Source organism: Zestomonas carbonaria (assembly GCF_904061905.1).
Classification (GTDB): Bacteria; Pseudomonadota; Gammaproteobacteria; order Pseudomonadales; family Pseudomonadaceae; genus Aquipseudomonas; species Aquipseudomonas carbonaria.
Window position 1 is genome coordinate 114,537 of sequence record NZ_CAJFCI010000030.1, and the last position, 18,677, is coordinate 133,213.

Genomic DNA, 18,677 nt, shown 5'->3' on the forward strand with positions numbered 1-18,677 from the left:
TGTCCACATAGGGCCTGTTAGCGCTACTGCGCGGCCGCGCAGTAGCGCTAACAGGCCCTAAGAGAGAGAACCAAACCGTGATCAAGAAAATCCTGATCGCCAACCGCGGGGAGATCGCCGTCCGCATCGTGCGCGCTTGCGCCGAGATGGGCATCCGTTCGGTGGCCATCTACTCCGAGGCGGATCGCCATGCGCTGCATGTGAAGCGCGCCGACGAGGCGCACAGCATCGGCGCCGAACCACTGGCTGGCTACCTGAACCCGCGCAAGCTGGTGAACCTGGCGGTGGAGACCGGCTGCGACGCCCTTCATCCGGGCTATGGCTTCCTCTCCGAGAACGCCGAGCTGGCGGAAATCTGCGCCCAGCGCGGGATCAAATTCATCGGCCCGAGCGCCGAAGTGATCCGCCGGATGGGCGACAAGACCGAAGCGCGCCGCAGCATGATCGCCGCCGGCGTGCCCTGTACCCCGGGCACCGAAGGCAACGTCGCCGACCTCGCCGAGGCGCTGCGCGAAGGCGAGAGGATCGGCTACCCGGTGATGCTCAAGGCCACTTCCGGCGGTGGCGGCCGTGGCATCCGCCGCTGCAACAGCGCCGAGGAGCTGGAGCAGAACTTCCCGCGCGTCATCTCCGAGGCGACCAAGGCCTTCGGCAGCGCCGAGGTGTTCCTCGAGAAGTGCATCGTCAATCCCAAGCACATCGAGGCCCAGGTGCTGGCCGACTCCTTCGGCAACACCGTGCACCTGTTCGAGCGCGACTGCTCGATCCAGCGCCGCAACCAGAAGCTGATCGAGATCGCCCCCAGCCCGCAACTGACCCCCGAGCAGCGCGCCTACATCGGCGACCTCGCCGTGCGCGCCGCCAAGGCGGTGGGCTACGAGAACGCCGGTACCGTGGAGTTCCTGCTCGCCGACGGCGAGGTGTACTTCATGGAGATGAACACCCGGGTGCAGGTGGAACACACCATCACCGAGGAAATCACCGGCATCGACATCGTCCGCGAGCAGATCCGCATCGCCAGCGGCCTGCCGCTGTCGGTCAAGCAGGAAGACATCCAGTATCGCGGCTACGCCCTGCAGTTCCGCATCAACGCCGAGGACCCGAAGAACAACTTCCTGCCCTCGTTCGGCAAGATCACCCGCTACTACGCGCCCGGCGGCCCCGGTGTGCGCACCGACACGGCGATCTACACCGGCTACACCATCCCGCCGTACTACGACTCGATGTGCCTCAAGCTGATCGTCTGGGCGCTGACCTGGGAAGAGGCGATGGACCGCGGCCTGCGCGCGCTCGACGACATGCGCGTGCAAGGCGTTAAGACCACCGCGGCCTATTACCAGGAAATCCTGAGCAACCCCGAGTTCCGCAGCGGCCAGTTCAACACCAGTTTCGTCGAGAGCCATCCGGAACTGACCAACTATTCGATCAAGCGCAAACCGGACGAACTGGCCCTGGCCATCGCCGCCGCCATCGCTGCCCATGCCGGCCTGTGAGGAATTGAGTCATGACTAAGAAAATCACCGTCACCGATACCATCCTGCGCGACGCCCACCAGTCGCTGCTGGCCACCCGCATGCGCACCGAAGACATGCTGCCGATCTGCGACAAGCTCGACAAGGTCGGCTACTGGTCGCTCGAGGTCTGGGGCGGCGCCACCTTCGACGCCTGCGTGCGCTTCCTCAAGGAAGACCCGTGGGAGCGCTTGCGCAAGCTCAAGGCCGCGCTGCCCAACACCCGCCTGCAGATGCTCCTGCGCGGCCAGAACCTGCTCGGCTATCGCCACTACAGCGACGACGTGGTGCGTGCCTTCGTCGCCAAGGCGGCGGTCAACGGCATCGACGTGTTCCGCATCTTCGACGCGATGAACGACGTGCGTAACCTGCGCGTTTCCATCGAGGCGGTGAAGGCCGCCGGCAAGCACGCCCAGGGCACCATCTGCTACACCACCAGCCCGGTGCACACCATCGATGCGTTCGTCACCCAGGCCAAGGTCATGGCCGACATGGGCGTCGACTCCATCGCCATCAAGGACATGGCCGGCCTGCTGACCCCCTACGCCACCGGCGAACTGGTCGCGGCGCTGAAGGACGCCCTGCCGCTGGAAGTGGTGGTGCACTCCCACGACACCGCCGGCGTCGCCAGCATGTGCCAGCTCAAGGCCATCGAGAACGGCGCCGACCGCATCGACACCGCCATCTCCAGCATGGCCTGGGGCACCAGCCACCCGGGCACCGAGTCGATGGTCGCCGCGCTGCGCGGCACGCCCTACGACACCGGCCTGGACCTGGAGCTGATCCAGGAGATCGGCCTGTACTTCTACGCCGTGCGCAAGAAGTACCACCAGTTCGAGAGCGAGTTCACCGGTGTCGACACCCGCGTGCAGGTCAACCAGGTGCCGGGCGGGATGATTTCCAACCTCGCCAACCAGCTCAAGGAGCAGGGCGCGCTGAACCGCATGGACGAAGTGCTGGCGGAAATCCCGAAAGTGCGTGCCGACCTCGGCTACCCGCCGCTGGTGACCCCGACCTCGCAGATCGTCGGCACCCAGGCGTTCTTCAACGTGCTGGCCGGCGAGCGCTACAAGACCATCACCAACGAGGTGAAGCTGTACCTGCAGGGCCGCTACGGCAGGGCGCCGGGCCAGGTCGACGAGAAACTGCGCCGCCAGGCGATCGGCAGCGAAGACGTCATCGACGTGCGCCCGGCCGACCTGCTCAAGCCGGAGCTGGCCAAGCTGCGCGGCGAGATCGGCGCGCTGGCCAAGTCCGAGGAGGACGTGCTGACCTACGCGATGTTCCCGGACATCGGCCGCAAGTTCCTCGAAGAGCGCGAAGCCGGCACCCTGACTCCGGAAACGCTGCTGCCGATCCCCTCCGGCAACGGCGTGGCCGCGCCTGGCGGCGAGGGCGTGCCGACCGAGTTCGTCATCGACGTGCACGGCGAGACCTATCGCGTCGACATCACTGGCGTCGGCATCAAGGGCGAGGGCAAGCGCCACTTCTACCTGTCCATCGACGGCATGCCGGAAGAGGTGGTGTTCGAGCCGCTCAACGAATTCGTCGGCGGCAGCGGCGCCGGCAAGCGCAAGCAGGCCAGCGCGCCTGGCGACGTCAGCACCACCATGCCGGGCAACATCGTCGATGTGCTGGTCAAGGAAGGCGACGCCGTGAAAGCCGGCCAGGCCGTGCTGATCACCGAGGCGATGAAGATGGAAACCGAAGTGCAGGCGCCGATTGCCGGTACCGTGAAAGCGGTGCACGTGGCCAAGGGCGACCGCGTCAACCCGGGCGAAGTGCTGATCGAGATCGCCTGACCGGGTAAAGGAGCAAGTCCCCTGGGGAGCCGCGAGGCTCCCCTTTTTTATGGTTTGGGGAGGGAGAGGGTCCATCTGGAGCTGCGGGGATGTTCGGAGCCAAGGGCTGGCACGGGCAAGCTCCCTCTCCCCCCGGGAGAGGGCTGGGGTGAGGGGCGGACTTAACTTCCCGACTTGATCTTGGTCCAGTCGGTAGCCCGGGGAAGCGGAGCCAACATTTTCCCCGGATTGCATCCGGGCTACGACAGCGTGAACGGCCGGCCCTCGCCGTCGCCGGTAAAGCCTCTACCAGGGCCGCCAGCTCCAGAGCCCGGTACCGGTTTCCAGGCGGAACTCCAGGGCCAGGCTGGCGAGGAACGTCTCGTCGTGGGAAACCACCAGCAAGGCGCCGCGATACTGCCGCAGCACCTGTTCCAGCGCCTCCAGCGAGGGCAGGTCGAGGTGGCTGTCCGGCTCGTCGAGCAACAGCAACTGCGCCGGTTCGTCGGCGTACAACTCGCAGGCTAGCGCCGCCTTGGGCCGCTCGCCGCCGCTGAGCAGACCGCACGGCAGATCGACACGGGCGGCCGGCAGCCCCAGCCGGGCCAGGCGCGTGCGCAGGCTGGAAAGATCATCGCGGCGGTTGCGCTCTTGCAGCAGTTGCAGCACCGAGCGCTCCGGGCGCAAACCGGCCAACTGCTGGTCCAGGTAGGCGCTGCGCACCTTGACCTCACAGGTACCCGCGCTCGGTGCCAAGCGTCCGGCCAGCACCTTGAGCAGGGTCGACTTGCCGCTGCCGTTCGGCCCGTCCAGGGCCACCCGGCGCGGCCCTGAAAGCTGCAGGTCCAGTGGCGCCGCGCTGCCGAACGGCAGGCGCAGGCCCTCCAGCAGCAGGTCGCGCTGTGCCGGCAGCTCGCAGTTCGGCGCGTTCAGCACCACCTCAGCGTCCTCGCGTAGCTGGGCGAAGGCCTCGCGCACCTGTGCATCGAGCTGGTCGCCGCGCTCGTCGTGCTGGCTGCGCTGCCTGGCGATGCTGACCTGGCTGCGCTCCTTTTGCCGGTCGACGAGGATCTTCGCCTGGTTGGCCTCGCGTGCCTGGCGACGCCCGCTCGCCTGCCGGTGCTCCTGGCGTTCGCGCTCCAGCTTGCGCCGTTGCAGTTCGCGCTGGGCGCTGTCCCGCTCGCTCCGCCGGGCTTCACGGTAGGCGCTGTAGCCGCCGGCGTAGCTGCGCAGGCCATCGGGGGATAACTCGAGGATGCGCTGCATGTCTTCCAGCAGCAGCCGGTCGTGGCTCACCAGCAACAGGCCGCGGCGCCAGCGTTGCAACTGCTCGCGCAGGGCTTCGCGGCTAGCGCGGTCGAGATGGTTGCTGGGCTCGTCGAGGATCAGCAGGTCGGCGTCGCTGAGCCAGGCACCGAGCAATGCCACCCGCGCGCGCTCTCCGCCGCTCAGGCGCGTAATGGGCGTTTGCGTATCGAGATAGCCCAGGCCGCAAGCCGCCAGCTCGGCTTCCAGGCGCTGGCGGATATCCCAGCGGCCATCGAGCCGCTCGAAATCCATCGCCTCGACGCCACCGGCTTCGATGCGGGCCAACGCCTCCAGCAGCGCTTGCACGCCGGCCAGTTCGGCCACGCTACGCGCCGCCGGGTGCTGCGCCAGGTAATGCACGCGCCCCTGGCGCAGGCAGCGTCCAGCGCCGGGCGCCAGCTCGCCGGCGAGGATACGCGCGCGAACCGACTTGCCCACACCGTTACGCCCTACCAGGCCGGTATGGCGTTCATCGAGGCTCTCGTCGAGATCGTGGAACAGCTGCTCGCCGGTGGGCAGTTGGAAACCGACGCCATGCAGCGCCAGGGTAAAGGGACTCGTCATGCGGACTCCAATCGATGCCATGCATCCCCCAGGGCAGAAGCCTGGGACGGAAACGGGCCGTGCGGAACACGGCGGCATCAATTGCGCATCGGACGAATACCTCGCGGAAGGAAAGGGAGCGCGCACTATAAAGAGAGACCGAGCAGGCTGTCAGCCCCGGATAGACCAACGGGGTCAGCGCGGACGCTGGTGGTTGCGGCGGAAGGTGTCCTCGCCGGAGGGGTCGAGGTCGCCGAAGTCCTCGCCGACCCGCAGTTCCGTATTGGCCAGGCGCGCGGTGTTCAGGGCGTAGCCGACTTCGCTGGGGTGTTGCAGCAGGAGCACGCGGGTGCGGTTGTGCAGGCGCGGGATCAGCGCGCACAGGCGGCCCTGCTTATCTACATTTTCCACCCACACATCGCTTCTCGTAGGGTGCGCCGCGCGCACCAAGAAGAAGCCGGCACGAAAGCGGCGATCCTGGCACCGCTGGCCATGCCCCATCCGGTGCGCGCGGGCACCCTACGGGCTGGTTCAACTCCCCGACTTGATCCGGGTCCACGCCCGGGTGCGCACGCGTTCGGCCTTCTGCGGCAGCGGCTCGGTGGCGTAGAGGGTCTTCAACTGCTCGTCGGTGGGGCTGAGGTCGTGGTTGTCGCGGATCGCCGGGCTGACCAGCGACATGCTGTCCTTGTTCGGGTTGGGGTAGCCGAGGAAGTCGCTGACCGGCGCGATCACCTTGGGGTCGAGCAGGTGGTTGAGGAACTCGTGGGCCTCGGCGAGGTTCCTGGCGTTCTTCGGAATGGCGAAGCTGTCGAACCAGATCGGCGCGCCTTCCTTGGGTAGGCGCCAGTCGACCACCACGCCGTTGCCGGCTTCCTTGGCGCGGTTGGCGAACTGGTAGAAGCTGCCGGAGTAGCCGATCGCTACGCAGATGTCGCCGTTGGCGATATCGGTCATGTACTTGGCCGAGTGGAAGTAGGCGACGTAGGGGCGGATCTTCTGCATCAGCTCGACCGCCTTGTCGTAATCCTTCGGCTCCGTGCTGTTCGGCGACAGGCCCAGGTAGTGCAGGACGATCGGCATGATCTCCGAGGGCGAGTCGAGCATCGCCACGCCGCACTGCTTGAGCTTGCTGATGTTCTCCTCCTTGAAGACCAGGTCCCAGCTATCCACCGGCGCGTCCTCGCCGAGCGCGGCCTTGACCTTGTCCGGGTTGAAGCCGATCAGCACGGTGCCGTACATGTAGGGCACGCCGTACTGGTTGCCCGCGTCGTTGGAGGCGAAGATCGCCAGCAGCTTCGGGTCGAGGTGCTGCCAGTTCGGCAACTGGCTCTTGTCCAGTTTCTCCAGCGCGCCGGTGGCGATGGCGCGGGTGAGGAAGACGTTGGACGGCACCACCAGGTCGTAGCCGGAGTTGCCGGTGAGCAGCTTGGCCTCCATGCTTTCGTTGGTGTCGAAGGTGTCCCAGGTCAGCTTGATACCGGATTGCTGGGCGAAGTCCTTGGGCACCGACGGCAGGATGTAGTCGGCCCAGTTGTAGACCCGCAGCTCGCGTTGTTCGGCCTGCACCGCGCCGGCCAGCAGGGTGGTGCCGCAGAGCGCGGCGCCGAGCAGGCGTTTGATCGTCTTCATCGTCTCTTTCCCCTGAATGCGAAGGCTCAGGCGCCTTCGAAACCTTCCAGCACGTTCACCGCATTGATGCCGATTTCCGCCACCGCGTAACCGCCCTCCATGACGAACAGGGTCGGCTTGCCGAGGCGGGCGATGCGCTCGCCCATGCGCAGGTAGTCCGGGCTGTCCAGCTTGAACTGCGAGATCGGGTCTTCCTTGAAGGTGTCCACGCCCAGCGACACGATCAGCGCATCCGGGGCATAGGCGGCGATGCGCTGGCAGGCGCTTTCCAGCGCGGCGCCCCAGGCGTCCCAGGCGCTGCCGGCGGCGAGTGGCAGGTTGAGGTTGAAGCCCTCGCCCGCGCCTGCGCCGGTTTCGTCGGCGTAACCGAGGAAGAACGGGAACTCGAAGCGCGGATCGCCGTGGATCGAGGCGAACAGCACGTCGGCGCGGTCGTAGAAGATCGACTGGGTGCCGTTGCCGTGATGGTAGTCGACGTCGAGGATGGCCACCCGCGCGGCGCCCTGGTCGAGGAACGCCTGGGCGGCGATGGCGGCGTTGTTCAGGTAGCAGTAGCCGCCCATCAGGTCGGAGGCGGCATGGTGGCCCGGCGGCCGGCACAGGGCGAAGGCGCTGCGCGCGCCGTCGGCCATCGCCCGCTGGGCGCTGAGGGCGACCTGCGCGGCGCTGTAGGCGGCCCGCCAGGTGCCGGCGGTGATCGGCGCGCCGCCGTCGAAGCTGTAGTAGCCGAGCTGACCGTGCAGGCTGTCCGGGAGGACGCCGCGCAGGGTGCGCGCCGGCCAGGTGAAGGGCAGCAGGTCGCCGTCCTTGCCGAGCTTCGCCCAGCGCGCCCAGGCGCCTTCGAAGAAGGCCAGGTAGTCCGCGCTGTGGATGCGTTCGATCGGCGCGCGGCCGAAGTCGGTGGGGGCGCGAACCTCGCCGAGGGCCTGGTCCTTGACCCGCTGCAACACGTGGTCGGCGCGCGAGGGCATCTCGAAGCACGGCTTTAGTTCGCCGTCGATCAGCTCGCAGCGGCCGTGGTGCAGGTGGTGGTCGTCGCTGTAGAGGGTCAGCATCTGGTTGTTCTCCGCTGGGGTGCCGTTACCCGCATTGTTGGCAGGGGCATCCGGCGGAGAAAACGCGAGGAGCGGCCAAAAAGGGATAGATGTGGCCACGAATGCGGGACTAACGTGAACCGCATTGGCGAACACCGGTACGGCGAGCGCCTTCTGGCAGCGTGTGGAAAACGGCTATTTGCGGCGGGTGCGGTTCTGCTTATGCTCCGAGCTCGAGCTTTTCGTCGGTGCCGGCCGGCCCGGTTCGCGACACCTTTTTCACAGCTTTCAGCAGGAACACCACCATGACCGACCAGACCCAGCAATTCGGCAGCGACAACTATTCCGGTATCTGCCCGGAGGCGTGGGCCGCCATGGCTGAGGCCAACCGTGGCCATGAGCGCGCTTACGGGGAGGACCAGTGGACGGAGCGCGCCGCCGACCAGTTCCGCCAGTTGTTCGAGACCGATTGCGAGGTGTTCTTCGCCTTCAACGGCACGGCGGCCAACTCGCTGGCGCTGTCTTCTCTTTGCCAGAGTTACCACAGCGTGATCTGTTCGGAGACCGCCCACGTCGAGACCGACGAGTGCGGCGCGCCGGAGTTCTTCTCCAATGGTTCCAAGCTGCTGCTGGCCAGGACCGAGCAGGGCAAGCTGACGCCGGCGTCGATCCGCGAAGTGGCGCTCAAGCGCCAGGACATCCATTACCCGAAGCCGCGTGTGGTGACTCTGACCCAGGCCAGCGAAGTCGGCACCGTCTACCGTCCCGACGAAGTGCTCGCCATCAGCCAGGCGTGCAAGGAGCTGAAGCTCAACCTGCACATGGACGGTGCGCGCTTCTCCAATGCCTGCGCCTTCCTCGGTTGCACGCCGGCCGAGCTGACCTGGAAGGCCGGGGTCGATGTGCTGTGCTTCGGCGGCACCAAGAACGGCATGGCGGTGGGCGAGGCGATCCTGTTCTTCAACAAGGCCCTGGCGGAGGACTTCGACTACCGCTGCAAGCAGGCCGGCCAGTTGGCCTCGAAGATGCGCTACCTGTCGGCGCCCTGGGTCGGCTTGTTGCAGGACGGAGCCTGGTTGCGCCACGCGGACCATGCCAACCGCTGCGCGCGCCTGCTGGCCGAGCTGGTGGCGGACGTGCCGGGCGTGAGCCTGATGTTCCCGGTGGAAGCCAACGGTGTGTTCCTGCAACTGTCGGAAACGGCCATCGAATGCCTGAACGGCTGGGGCTGGCGTTTCTACACCTTCATCGGGGCCGGCGGCGCGCGCTTCATGTGCTCTTGGGACACCGAGGAAGAACGGGTCCGCGAGTTGGCGGCGGATATCCGCAAGGCCATGGCCTAGGTCGGGTCGTCTTCAATCCAGGGCTTCGTAGAGGGCTACGTATCCGTAGGGTGTGCTGTGCGCACCGAAAAATTGGCGGCGTCGGGCGTTCCGGTGCGCACGGCGCACCCTGCCCGGTTATGCCCGGAACTGCCGGGGCGACTGCCCGCTCCAGCGCTGGAAGGCGTGGCGGAAGCTGGCCGTCTCGCTGTAGCCCATGGCTTCGGCGATGCGGTGGATCGGCAGGCGCTCCTGCTCCAGCAGGTGCCGCGCCCGCTCGTAGCGCAGTTCGTCGAGCAGGGCCTGGTAGCTGGTGCCGGCTTCGCGCAGGTGCCGGCGCAGGGTGCGCGGCGAGCAGCGCATCTGCCGCGCCAGCTCCTCCAGCCCCGGTGCTTCCGGCAGTTGCGCGGCGATCAACTGGCGGGCGCGGGTGACCCAGGCCTGGCGGCAGACGAACTCGCCGTTGAGCTGGCGGCAGCGTTCGCGCATGTCGCGATGGGTGACCGCGTCGGCCAGCGGCAGGCGCCGGTCGAGCCATTCGACGGCGAAACCGATGGCGTTGTGGCGGGCGCCGAACTCTTGCCGGCAGGGGAAGCTGCTCGCGTACTGCGCCTGGTAGTCCGGTGCGCCGTAGGTGAAGCGCGCACCGACCAGGGGCAGTGGCTGGCCGAGCAGGTCGTCGCAGATCAGCTTGAGCGAGGCCAGGCAGTATTCGACGTTGAACACCTCCAGTTCGGCCTGGTCGCGATAACCCTCGGCGACCAGCCAGGCGCTGTCGCCTTCCCGTTGCAGGCTCAGTTCGAAGTAGGTGCCGAGCAGCGCCGGGTACTCCAGCGCCAGCGCCAGGGCGTCACCCAGGGTGGCGCTGGACAGCAGGGTGTAACCGAGCAACCCATAGGAAGACACGTGCATGCGCTGGCCGAGCAGCAGGCCGATGTCCTGGCGCAGGGCCACGGCGTTGGCGCAGACGCGCATTTCCTGGGCGGTGGTGATGCGCCGGTCGGCGCGTTGCAGGTCCTCCAGGCGGATTCCGCTGCCGGCCAGCAGGCGTTTCGCGGCCGCTTCATCGTCGCCGCAGAGGGTTTGCAGGATCAGCGAGACACCGTTCAGGGTGGTCAGGTACGAATGCAGCATGGGCGCTTGCCGGCAGGGAGGATGCCGATAAGCGAGGCAAGAAACATGCCCCGTTCAGTCGAACAACTGGCGGTACTGGATGAAGCCCGAGCGGTTGGCGATGCGGTCGTACAGTTGGCGGCCGCGCAGGTTGCCTTCCTGGGTCAGCCAGTGCACGCGGTTGGCGCCAGCGTCGTGGGCGGCGGCATAGACGTGCTCGATCAGCGCGCGGCCGACGCCGCTGCCGCGCAGGTCTTCGGCGACGTAGAGATCCTGCAGGTAGCAGTAGTCGCTGACCGTCCAGCACGAGCGGTGGAAGATCCAGTGCACCATGCCCACCGCGCGGCCGTCCAGCCAGGCCAGCGCGGCGTGCATCGGCTCGGCCGGATCGAGGAAGCGCTGCCAGGTGACGGCGCTGGTGGCGTCCGGGATGGTGGTCTCGTAGAAACGCTGGTAGCCCTGCCACAGCGGCAGCCAGGTGGCATGGTCGACGGCGGTGACGGGGCGAATCTCCACGGACATGGCAGGTTCCTTCTGTTTATAAGCAGGGCGGATGTCGCTTTTTACATCCGCCGTGTCGAGTCCGGTAGCCCGGACGCAATCCGGGAAGACCGGTCCGGGCTACTCGACCAGTTCACCGCACAGGTCGAGGGCGAACCAGCGTTCCGTCTCGGTCCGGCTCAGCCCTGCGCCGAGCAGGGCGAACAGCTTGGCCAGCGCCGCTTCGCGGGTCATCCCGCCGCCACCGACCAGCCCGGTCTGCTGCAATCGGCTGCCCGCCGCATAGACGCCGAACTCGACATGCCCCTGCGGGCACTGGCTGATCGCCGCCAGCACCACGCCGCGCTCGTGGGCCTCGCGCAGCGCGGCGAGGATCGCCTCGTCGTCCGATGGCCCGGTGCCACTGCCGTAGCACTCCAGCAGCAGGGCCTCGACGCCGCTCTCCAGCACCGCGCGCAACTGCTCGGCGCCGAGACCGGGAAACAGCGGCTGCACGGCGATGCGCACCGGCCGGCGCTGCTGGCGGTAGTCGAGCGTGGTGGGGATTTCATCGGCGTGTCGGCCCTGGCGGCGGCGCGGCAGCACGGTGAAGGCGTCGAAGGCATCGCTGCGCAGCTTGCCGACCCGCGCGCCATGCAGCAGGCGGCCGTCGAAATACACCTGCACGCCCGGCCGCTCGCCGCGCTGCAACATGCGCATCGCACCGAACAGGTTGGGCCAGGCATCGCCGCCCGCCACCCCGGCCGGTTGCATCGAGCCGGTGAGCAGCACCGGCTGCGGCAGGCCGAGCAGCAGGAAGCTCAGCGCCGCCGCGCTGTAGGCCAGGGTGTCGGTGCCGTGCAGGACCAGCACGCTGTCGCAGCCTTCTTCGGCGAGCCCGGCGAGGATCGCGTCGCGCATCGCCAGCCAGTGCCCCTGGGTCATGTTGGCGCTGTCGATCAGCGGCAGCAGCTCGCGGAAGCGCCATTCCGGCAGCTCGGCGCCGTCTTCCTCCAGCGCCTGCTGGGCGCGCAGCCGCGCCTCGAAGCCGGATGCCGGAGCGAGGCCGTCGGCGCTCATCTGCATGCCGATGGTGCCGCCGGTATAGAGGATGAGAATGCGCTTGGCTGCGGGCATGGCAGGGATCCTCGGAAGGGTGGGAAAGACCCAGTCTATTTTTTGTGGACAAAAAAAGGGATGGCAAAGCCATCCCTGTGAAGGAGGAGAGCAGGAGTTCCCCTCTCTGGTGAGTCTTTTCGATCAGGCGCTGAGCGGCACCAGGCGCGGAGCGATCATGTTCTCCGGGCGCAGGATGTCGGCCAGGGTGGCGTCGTCCAGCAGTTGCTCCTCGCGCACCAGCTCCAGCACGCCGCGGCCGCTGTCCAGCGCGATCTTGGCGATGCGCGTGGCGTTCTCGTAGCCGATGTACGGGTTCAGCGCGGTGACCAGGCCGATGGAGTTCTCCATCAGGTGGCGGCAATGCTCTTCGTTGGCGGTGATGCCGTCGATGCACAGCTCGCGGAGCATGTCCATGGCGCGGCTGAGCAGGCGGATCGAGTCGAAGATCTTGTAGGCGATCAGCGGCTCCATGACGTTGAGCTGCAACTGCCCGCCTTCGGCGGCGATGGTCAGCGCCAGGTCGTTGCCGATCACTTCGAAGGCCACCTGGTTGACCGCTTCGGGGATCACCGGGTTGACCTTGCCGGGCATGATCGAGCTGCCCGGCTGGCGCGCCGGCAGGTTGATCTCGTTGATCCCGGTGCGCGGGCCGCTGGAGAGCAGGCGCAGGTCGTTGCAGATCTTCGACAGCTTGACCGCCAGGCGCTTGAGCATGCCGGAGAACAGTACGAAGGCGCCCATGTCCGAGGTGGCCTCGATCAGGTCGGCGGCTGGGGTCACCGGGTGGCCGCTGATGATCGCCAGGCGCTCGACGGCCAGCTTCTGGTACTGCGGGTCGGCGTTGATGCCGGTGCCGATCGCCGTGCCGCCGAGGTTGACCTCGGTGAGCAGGGTCGGGGCGAGCAGCTTGAGGTGTTGCAGGTCTTCGCCGAGGGTGGTGGCGAAGGCGCGGAACTCCTGGCCGAGGGTCATCGGCACGGCATCCTGCAACTGGGTGCGGCCCATCTTCAGCACGTGGCCGAACTCCAGGCCCTTGGCGGCCAGCGACTGGATCAGCTTGTCGAGGCTGGCCAGCAGGCTGTCGTGGCCGAGCAGCAGGCCGACGCGGATGGCGGTCGGGTAGGCGTCGTTGGTCGACTGCGCCATGTTCACGTCGTTGTTCGGGTGCAGGTGCTGGTACTCGCCCTTCTCGAAGCCCATGGCCTCCAGCGCGACGTTGGCGATCACCTCGTTGGCGTTCATGTTGGTCGAGGTGCCGGCGCCGCCCTGGATCATGTCGACCACGAACTGGTCGTGGAACTCACCCTGGATGATCCGCGCGCAGGCGGTGCTGATCGCCGTGTGCTTGGCGGCGGACAGGTGGCCGAGCTTGCGGTTGGCGTCGGCGGCGGCCTGCTTGACCATGGCCAGCGCGGTCACCAGCTTCGGGTAGTGGGACAGCGGCACGCCGGACAGTCGAAAATTCTGCACGGCACGCAGGGTCTGGATGCCGTAATAGGCTTCAGCGGGGACTTCGAGGGCGCCGAGCAGGTCTTTTTCGATGCGAGAGGATGCAGCGGGTGACATGGTGGATTTTTCTCAGGGAGATACGGCGACTGCCGCGATGCCCTATAAATTAAGGCTTCAGGCCATCTGTCGGCCAATGCTGTTAATCGCTATGGTATGCACGAACGGCATAATGTTGGTGTGACTTTCCCTGATCGCCGAGCGTGCAGAATTTTTCACGCCTAACCGTCACCCCCGCGCATGCGGGGGCCCAATGAACTCACGGGGACCCAGTAAAAATGCCCGGGCCGAACACATGAACCTGGAAACCAAATGGCTGGAGGACTTCGTTGCCCTGGCCGCCACCCGCAGCTTCTCCCAGGCCGCTGAGCGGCGCTTCGTCACCCAGCCCGCCTTCAGCCGGCGTATCCGCAGCCTGGAGGGCGCGCTGGGGCTGACCCTGGTCAACCGCTCGCGCACCCCGGTGGAGCTGACCGAATCCGGCCAGTTGTTCCTGGTCACCGCGCGCAGCATGGTCGATCAGCTCGGCGAGGTGGTCCGCCATCTGCATCACTTGGAGGGCCAGCAAGGCGAGGTGTTGCAGTTCGCCGCGGCGCACTCGCTGGCGCTGGGCTTTTTCCCGCAGTGGATCGCCCGGTTGCGCGGCGAAGGCCTGAATCTCGCCAGCCGCCTGGTGGCGACCAACGTCGGCGAGGCCGTGCATGCGCTGCGCGAGGGCGGCTGCGACCTGATCCTGGCCTTCTACGACCCGGACGCGGCGATGCAGCTCGACCCGGAAATCTTCCCCTCCCTGCACCTGGGCAGCAGCGAGATGTTGCCGGTCTGCGCGGTGGACGCCTCCGGCCAGCCGCTGTACGACCTGGACGGCCAGCAGAGCGTGCCGCTGCTGGCCTACAGCGCGGGCGCCTTTCTCGGTCGCTCGGTCAACGCCCTGCTGCGCCAACGCGCGCTGCGTGCCACCACGGTGTACGAGACGGCAATGGCCGACAGCCTGAAGAGCATGGCTCTGCAGGGACTGGGCGTGGCCTGGGTGCCGCGCCTGTCGGTGAGCGCCGAGCTGGCGCGTGGCGAACTGGTGGTGTGCGGCGATGCGTCCTGGCAGGTCCCGTTGGAAATCCGCCTGTACCGTTGCGCCTTGCAGCGCAAGGCCGCGGTGCGCCTGCTCTGGCGCAAGCTGGAGGGCGGCCTGGGCCGGGCAGGGGAGTGAGAGATGGCGCCGGCCCGCGAGCCGGCGCGTGGCTTACATCTCGACGACGATGCGCCCTTCGATCTGCCCGGCACGCATGCGGTCGAGGATCTGGTTGATGTCGTCGAGCTTTCCGGCGCTCACCGTCGCCTTGACCAGCCCCTCGCCGGCGAAGTCCAGGGCTTCCTGCAAGTCGGCGCGGGTGCCGACGATGGAGCCGGTGATGTGCAGGCCCTTGAGCACCACGTCGAAGATCGGCGTCGGGAAGTCGCCCGGCGGCAGGCCGACCAGCGAGACGGTGCCGCCGCGCCGGGCCATGCCGATGCCCTGACCGAAGGCGCTGTTGGACACGGCGGTCACCAGCACGCCGTGGGCGCCGCCGATGTCGCGCTGGATCACCTCGACCGGGTCCTCCTCCCTGGCGTTGACCGTCAGGCTGGCGCCGAGCCTGCGCGCGAGGTCCAGCTTGGCGTCGTCGACATCCACCGCCGCCACGTGCAGGCCCATGGCGCGGGCGTATTGCACGGCGACGTGGCCGAGACCGCCGATCCCGGAGATCGCCACCCACTGGCCGGGGCGCGCCCTGGTCTCCTTGAGGCCCTTGTAGACGGTGACGCCGGCACAGAGGATCGGCGCGATCTCGGTGAAGCCGACGCCCTTGGGCAGGATGCCGACGAAGTTCGGGTCGGCCAGCACGTACTCGGCATACCCGCCGTTCACCGAATAGCCGGTGTTCTGCTGCTGGGTGCAGAGGGTTTCCCAGCCGGTCAGGCAGTGCTCGCAGCAGCCGCAGGCGGTGTACAGCCAGGGCACGCCGACCCGGTCGCCTTCCTTGACCCGGGTGACGCCGGCGCCCACCGCGGCGACATGGCCGACGCCCTCGTGGCCGGGAATGAATGGCAGGCTCGGCTTCACCGGCCAGTCGCCTTCGGCGGCGTGCAGGTCGGTGTGGCAAACACCGGACGCTGCGATCTTCACCAGGATCTGTCCGGGGCCGGGCAGTGGAACCTTGACTTCCTCGATCCGCAGCGGCGCGCCGAAGGCATGCACCACTGCGGCTTTCATCGTGCTGGGCAGGGTCGTGGACATCGTGGCTCTCCTTTATATATGGCTGCCGGGAGGCGCTGCCCATCGGCGGCAGCGCCCATGCAGGCCAGTCTGGCCCGTTGAGCCTAGGCGATCTTGAGCTAGGGCAAGTTTTGGCGGGTTTTCCCATGAAGACGCGGGGCGGGACGGACGGTCGAGCGGGATGCTCGCCTGGCGCGGCTTTGCGGTATACTGCGCCGCCTTCGGGCCGGCCCCGCTCGCCGGCCTACCATGTACAAGCCACGCCACCCTCCGGATGCGTGGCTTGTTGGTTTTTGACGCGCCGCCGGGCGCACCACCGAGAGGCATGACGATGAGCGCACTGGTTGGCGTGATCATGGGCTCCAAGTCCGATTGGAGCACCCTGAGCCATACCGCCGATATGCTGGACAAGCTGGGCATCCCCTACGAAGTGCAGGTGGTGTCCGCTCACCGCACCCCTGACCTGCTGTTCCAGTACGCCGAACAGGCCGAGGCGCGCGGCATCCAGGTGATCATCGCCGGTGCCGGCGGCGCCGCCCACCTGCCGGGCATGTGCGCGGCCAAGACCCATCTGCCGGTGCTCGGCGTACCGGTGCAGTCGTCGATGCTCTCGGGGGTCGATTCGCTGCTGTCCATCGTGCAGATGCCGGCCGGCGTCCCGGTCGCCACCCTGGCCATCGGCAAGGCCGGCGCGGTCAACGCCGCGCTGCTGGCGGCGAGCATCCTCGGTCACCAGCATCCGCAGTACCATGCGGCGCTGAAGCAGTTCCGTACCGAACAGACCCGGTCGGTGTTGGACAACCCGGACCCGCGCGAGGCCTGATAGATGAAGATCGGCGTGATTGGTGGCGGCCAGCTCGGCCGCATGCTGGCTCTGGCGGGCACGCCGCTGGGCATGAGCTTCGCCTTCCTCGACCCGGCCCCGGACGCCTGCGCCGCCGCGCTGGGCGAGCATATCCGCGCCGACTACGGCGACCAGGACCACCTGCGCCAACTGGCCGACGAAGTCGACCTGGTCACCTTCGAATTCGAGAGCGTGCCGGCCGAGACCGTGGCCTTTCTCTCCCAGTTCGTCCCGGTCTATCCCTGCGCCGAGTCCCTGCGCATCGCCCGCGATCGCTGGTTCGAGAAGTCCATGTTCAAGGACCTGGGCATTCCCACTCCGGATTTCGCCAACGTGCTGTCCCAGGCCGATCTGGATGCCGCAGTGGCCTGCATCGGTCTGCCGGCGGTGCTCAAGACCCGCACCCTGGGCTATGACGGCAAGGGCCAGAAGGTCCTGCGCAAACCCGAAGACGTCATCGATGCCTTCGCCGAGCTGGGCAGCGTGCCGTGCATCCTCGAAGGCTTCGTGCTCTTCACCGGCGAGGTGTCCCTGGTGGCGGTGCGTGCCCGCGATGGCGAGACGCGCTTCTACCCGCTGGTGCACAACACCCACGAGAGCGGCATCCTGCGCCTGTCCGTGGCCAGCAGCTATCACCCGTTGCAGGCGCTGGCCGAGGACTATGTCGGTCGCGTCCTGAGCAAGCTGGACTATGTCGGCGTGCTGGCCTTCGAGTTCTTCGAGGTGGACGGTGGCCTGAAGGCCAATGAGATCGCCCCGCGTGTGCACAACTCCGGGCACTGGACCATCGAAGGCGCCGAGTGCAGCCAGTTCGAGAACCACCTGCGCGCCGTGACCGGCCTGCCGCTGGGCTCCACCGCCAAGGTTGGCGAGAGCGCGATGCTCAACTTCATCGGCGAAGTTCCTGCCGTCGCCCAGGTGATCGCCGTCGAAGACTGCCACCTGCACCACTACGGCAAGGCCTTCAAGTCCGGGCGCAAGGTCGGCCACGCCACCCTGCGCTGCGCCGATCGCGAGCGACTGCAACAGCAGATCGCCGCCGTCGAGGCGCTGATCCGCGACGTCTGATGCGACGCACCCCGGTGCCTCGAATGGCGGGGCGCCGGGGCGGCGACTAGGCTTGCCGGTGGGCAATCCTGAGGAGGCATCGCCATGGGTATCATCGCTACCATCATCATCGGTCTGATCGTTGGCCTGATCGCGCGCTTCATAAAACCGGGCGACGACAGCATGGGCTGGATCATGACCATCCTGCTCGGCATCGGCGGTTCACTGCTCGCCACCTATGGCGGCCAGGCGCTGGGCATCTACCAGGCGGGGCAGGTCGCCGGCTTCATCGGCGCAGTGGTGGGGGCGGTGATCCTGTTGATCATCTACGGTCTGGTCAGCAAGAAGTAAGGTTCCTTCCCGCGCTGCCAGGCGGGGTATGATCTGCGACCCGAAGTTTGCTGGTGGGTCTCTTCATGCGCCGTCTGAGCATCCTTGTCCTGCTGCTGTGCAGCACCTTCGTCCATGCCGAATTGCCGGAAACCGACTGGCTCGACCTGATGCCGCCGGAAGACCAGCGCGCGCTCGAGGCCATGCCCGAGATCAGCCACGACACTCCCGAGGCCGGCGGAACCTTCACCAGCAAAGGCGGCCTCAAGCAGCCGCAGGGCCTGCCGGCAGTCATGTACTCGGCGAAGACCGTGGCGGCCATGGACGGCAAGCGGATCCGCATCGGCGGCTACCCCGTGCCCCTGGAGTCCAACGACAAGGGTGACAGCACCCTGTTCTTCCTGGTGCCCTACCCGGGCGCCTGCATCCACGTCCCGCCGCCGCCGCCGAACCAGTTGATCCTCGTGCGCTATCCCCAGGGCATCCGGCTCGACGACATCTATACGCCGTTGTGGGTCAGCGGCGGGCTGAAGGTCGAGCAGGTCAGCAATGACCTGGCCGACGCGGCCTACGCGCTGGATGCGAGCCAGGTCAGGGTGGTGCAGGAAGACGACCTCTGACGCGCCTTGACCGAGTGTTTAGGAAAAATCTTCACTGAAGTGTTGACGGCAGAAACTGGCTCCCTATAATGCGCACCACTTCCAGCGCGGAGCTGCTCGAAAAGTTCTTGATAATCAAAAGGTTATCGAATGGTTCGAGTGGGTTTTAGGTCGGATTGACCGGTGTTGGAAGGGCGTTTCGGGGAGGTTGACAGCGTCTTGGGATGCTGTAAGATTCGCCTCCCGCTACCGAG

At 67.1% G+C, this 18,677-nt stretch carries 17 protein-coding genes; 8 read left to right on the forward strand and 9 right to left on the reverse strand.

The genetic code is table 11. The annotated features are described in order from the left end of the window. Positions 1 to 77 precede the first annotated feature (77 nt). The gene (locus tag PSEWESI4_RS07275) at positions 78 to 1,493 is read left to right on the forward strand and encodes an acetyl-CoA carboxylase biotin carboxylase subunit (protein WP_187670522.1); all 1,416 of its coding nucleotides are present in this window, start codon (positions 78 to 80) and stop codon (positions 1,491 to 1,493) included. Between the two features lie 11 nt (positions 1,494 to 1,504). Beyond that, complete coding sequence (gene oadA, locus PSEWESI4_RS07280) at positions 1,505 to 3,313, forward strand: sodium-extruding oxaloacetate decarboxylase subunit alpha (RefSeq protein WP_187670523.1); 1,809 nt, start codon at positions 1,505 to 1,507, stop codon at positions 3,311 to 3,313. Positions 3,314 to 3,598: 285 nt separating this feature from the next. Here the strand turns inward: oadA and PSEWESI4_RS07285 are convergent, their stop codons facing one another. From PSEWESI4_RS07285 to PSEWESI4_RS07300, 4 genes are all read right to left on the reverse strand, one after another. Further along, positions 3,599 to 5,164 (reverse strand): ABC-F family ATP-binding cassette domain-containing protein, encoded by a 1,566-nt coding sequence (locus PSEWESI4_RS07285; RefSeq protein ID WP_187670524.1) that lies wholly within the window; start codon positions 5,162 to 5,164, stop codon positions 3,599 to 3,601. A 174-nt stretch (positions 5,165 to 5,338) separates the two neighbouring features. Further along, entirely contained in the window at positions 5,339 to 5,554 is a 216-nt protein-coding gene (locus PSEWESI4_RS07290; protein WP_187670543.1) for a DTW domain-containing protein, read from the reverse strand. A 120-nt stretch (positions 5,555 to 5,674) separates the two neighbouring features. Then, positions 5,675 to 6,775: a polyamine ABC transporter substrate-binding protein gene (locus tag PSEWESI4_RS07295; RefSeq protein ID WP_187670525.1), complete on the reverse strand. Its 1,101-nt coding sequence runs from the start codon at positions 6,773 to 6,775 to the stop codon at positions 5,675 to 5,677. A gap of 26 nt (positions 6,776 to 6,801) precedes the next feature. Continuing rightward, on the reverse strand, positions 6,802 to 7,830 hold the full coding sequence (locus PSEWESI4_RS07300) for a histone deacetylase family protein (protein WP_187670526.1): 1,029 nt from the start codon (positions 7,828 to 7,830) through the stop codon (positions 6,802 to 6,804). 284 nt (positions 7,831 to 8,114) lie between these two features. Here PSEWESI4_RS07300 and PSEWESI4_RS07305 point away from each other — a divergent pair, with 284 nt between their 5' ends. Beyond that, positions 8,115 to 9,152, forward strand: a complete 1,038-nt coding sequence (locus tag PSEWESI4_RS07305) for a threonine aldolase family protein (protein WP_187670527.1) — start codon at positions 8,115 to 8,117, stop codon at positions 9,150 to 9,152. A 117-nt stretch (positions 9,153 to 9,269) separates the two neighbouring features. Here PSEWESI4_RS07305 and PSEWESI4_RS07310 read toward each other — a convergent pair whose 3' ends face one another. The 4 genes from PSEWESI4_RS07310 to PSEWESI4_RS07325 form a co-directional block, all read right to left on the reverse strand. Then, positions 9,270 to 10,265, reverse strand: a complete 996-nt coding sequence (locus tag PSEWESI4_RS07310) for an AraC family transcriptional regulator (RefSeq protein WP_187670528.1) — start codon at positions 10,263 to 10,265, stop codon at positions 9,270 to 9,272. A gap of 54 nt (positions 10,266 to 10,319) precedes the next feature. Further along, positions 10,320 to 10,766, reverse strand: a complete 447-nt coding sequence (locus PSEWESI4_RS07315; RefSeq protein ID WP_187670529.1) for a GNAT family N-acetyltransferase — start codon at positions 10,764 to 10,766, stop codon at positions 10,320 to 10,322. Between the two features lie 99 nt (positions 10,767 to 10,865). Then, entirely contained in the window at positions 10,866 to 11,861 is a 996-nt protein-coding gene (locus PSEWESI4_RS07320; RefSeq protein ID WP_187670530.1) for an asparaginase, read from the reverse strand. A gap of 123 nt (positions 11,862 to 11,984) precedes the next feature. Beyond that, positions 11,985 to 13,409 (reverse strand): aspartate ammonia-lyase, encoded by a 1,425-nt coding sequence (locus tag PSEWESI4_RS07325; protein WP_187670531.1) that lies wholly within the window; start codon positions 13,407 to 13,409, stop codon positions 11,985 to 11,987. A 235-nt stretch (positions 13,410 to 13,644) separates the two neighbouring features. Here PSEWESI4_RS07325 and PSEWESI4_RS07330 point away from each other — a divergent pair, with 235 nt between their 5' ends. Further along, a complete protein-coding gene (locus tag PSEWESI4_RS07330; RefSeq protein WP_187670532.1) occupies positions 13,645 to 14,556 on the forward strand; it encodes a LysR substrate-binding domain-containing protein in 912 nt (303 codons plus the stop codon). Positions 14,557 to 14,589: 33 nt separating this feature from the next. Here PSEWESI4_RS07330 and adhP read toward each other — a convergent pair whose 3' ends face one another. After that, positions 14,590 to 15,624 carry an alcohol dehydrogenase AdhP gene (adhP, locus tag PSEWESI4_RS07335; RefSeq protein ID WP_187670533.1) on the reverse strand — a complete coding sequence of 345 codons (1,035 nt, stop codon included), beginning with the start codon at positions 15,622 to 15,624 and terminating at the stop codon, positions 14,590 to 14,592. 310 nt (positions 15,625 to 15,934) lie between these two features. On the opposite strand from adhP, the gene purE reads away from it, so the two are divergent. The 4 genes from purE (at position 15,935) to PSEWESI4_RS07355 (ending at position 18,444) form a co-directional block, all read left to right on the forward strand. Further along, positions 15,935 to 16,426: a 5-(carboxyamino)imidazole ribonucleotide mutase gene (gene purE, locus PSEWESI4_RS07340; protein WP_187670534.1), complete on the forward strand. Its 492-nt coding sequence runs from the start codon at positions 15,935 to 15,937 to the stop codon at positions 16,424 to 16,426. A gap of 3 nt (positions 16,427 to 16,429) precedes the next feature. After that, the gene (locus tag PSEWESI4_RS07345; RefSeq protein WP_187670535.1) at positions 16,430 to 17,515 is read left to right on the forward strand and encodes a 5-(carboxyamino)imidazole ribonucleotide synthase; all 1,086 of its coding nucleotides are present in this window, start codon (positions 16,430 to 16,432) and stop codon (positions 17,513 to 17,515) included. 84 nt (positions 17,516 to 17,599) lie between these two features. Further along, positions 17,600 to 17,845 carry a GlsB/YeaQ/YmgE family stress response membrane protein gene (locus tag PSEWESI4_RS07350; protein WP_187670536.1) on the forward strand — a complete coding sequence of 82 codons (246 nt, stop codon included), beginning with the start codon at positions 17,600 to 17,602 and terminating at the stop codon, positions 17,843 to 17,845. A 65-nt stretch (positions 17,846 to 17,910) separates the two neighbouring features. Further along, entirely contained in the window at positions 17,911 to 18,444 is a 534-nt protein-coding gene (locus tag PSEWESI4_RS07355) for a DUF3299 domain-containing protein (RefSeq protein ID WP_187670537.1), read from the forward strand. The last annotated feature ends 233 nt before the right edge of the window (positions 18,445 to 18,677 follow it).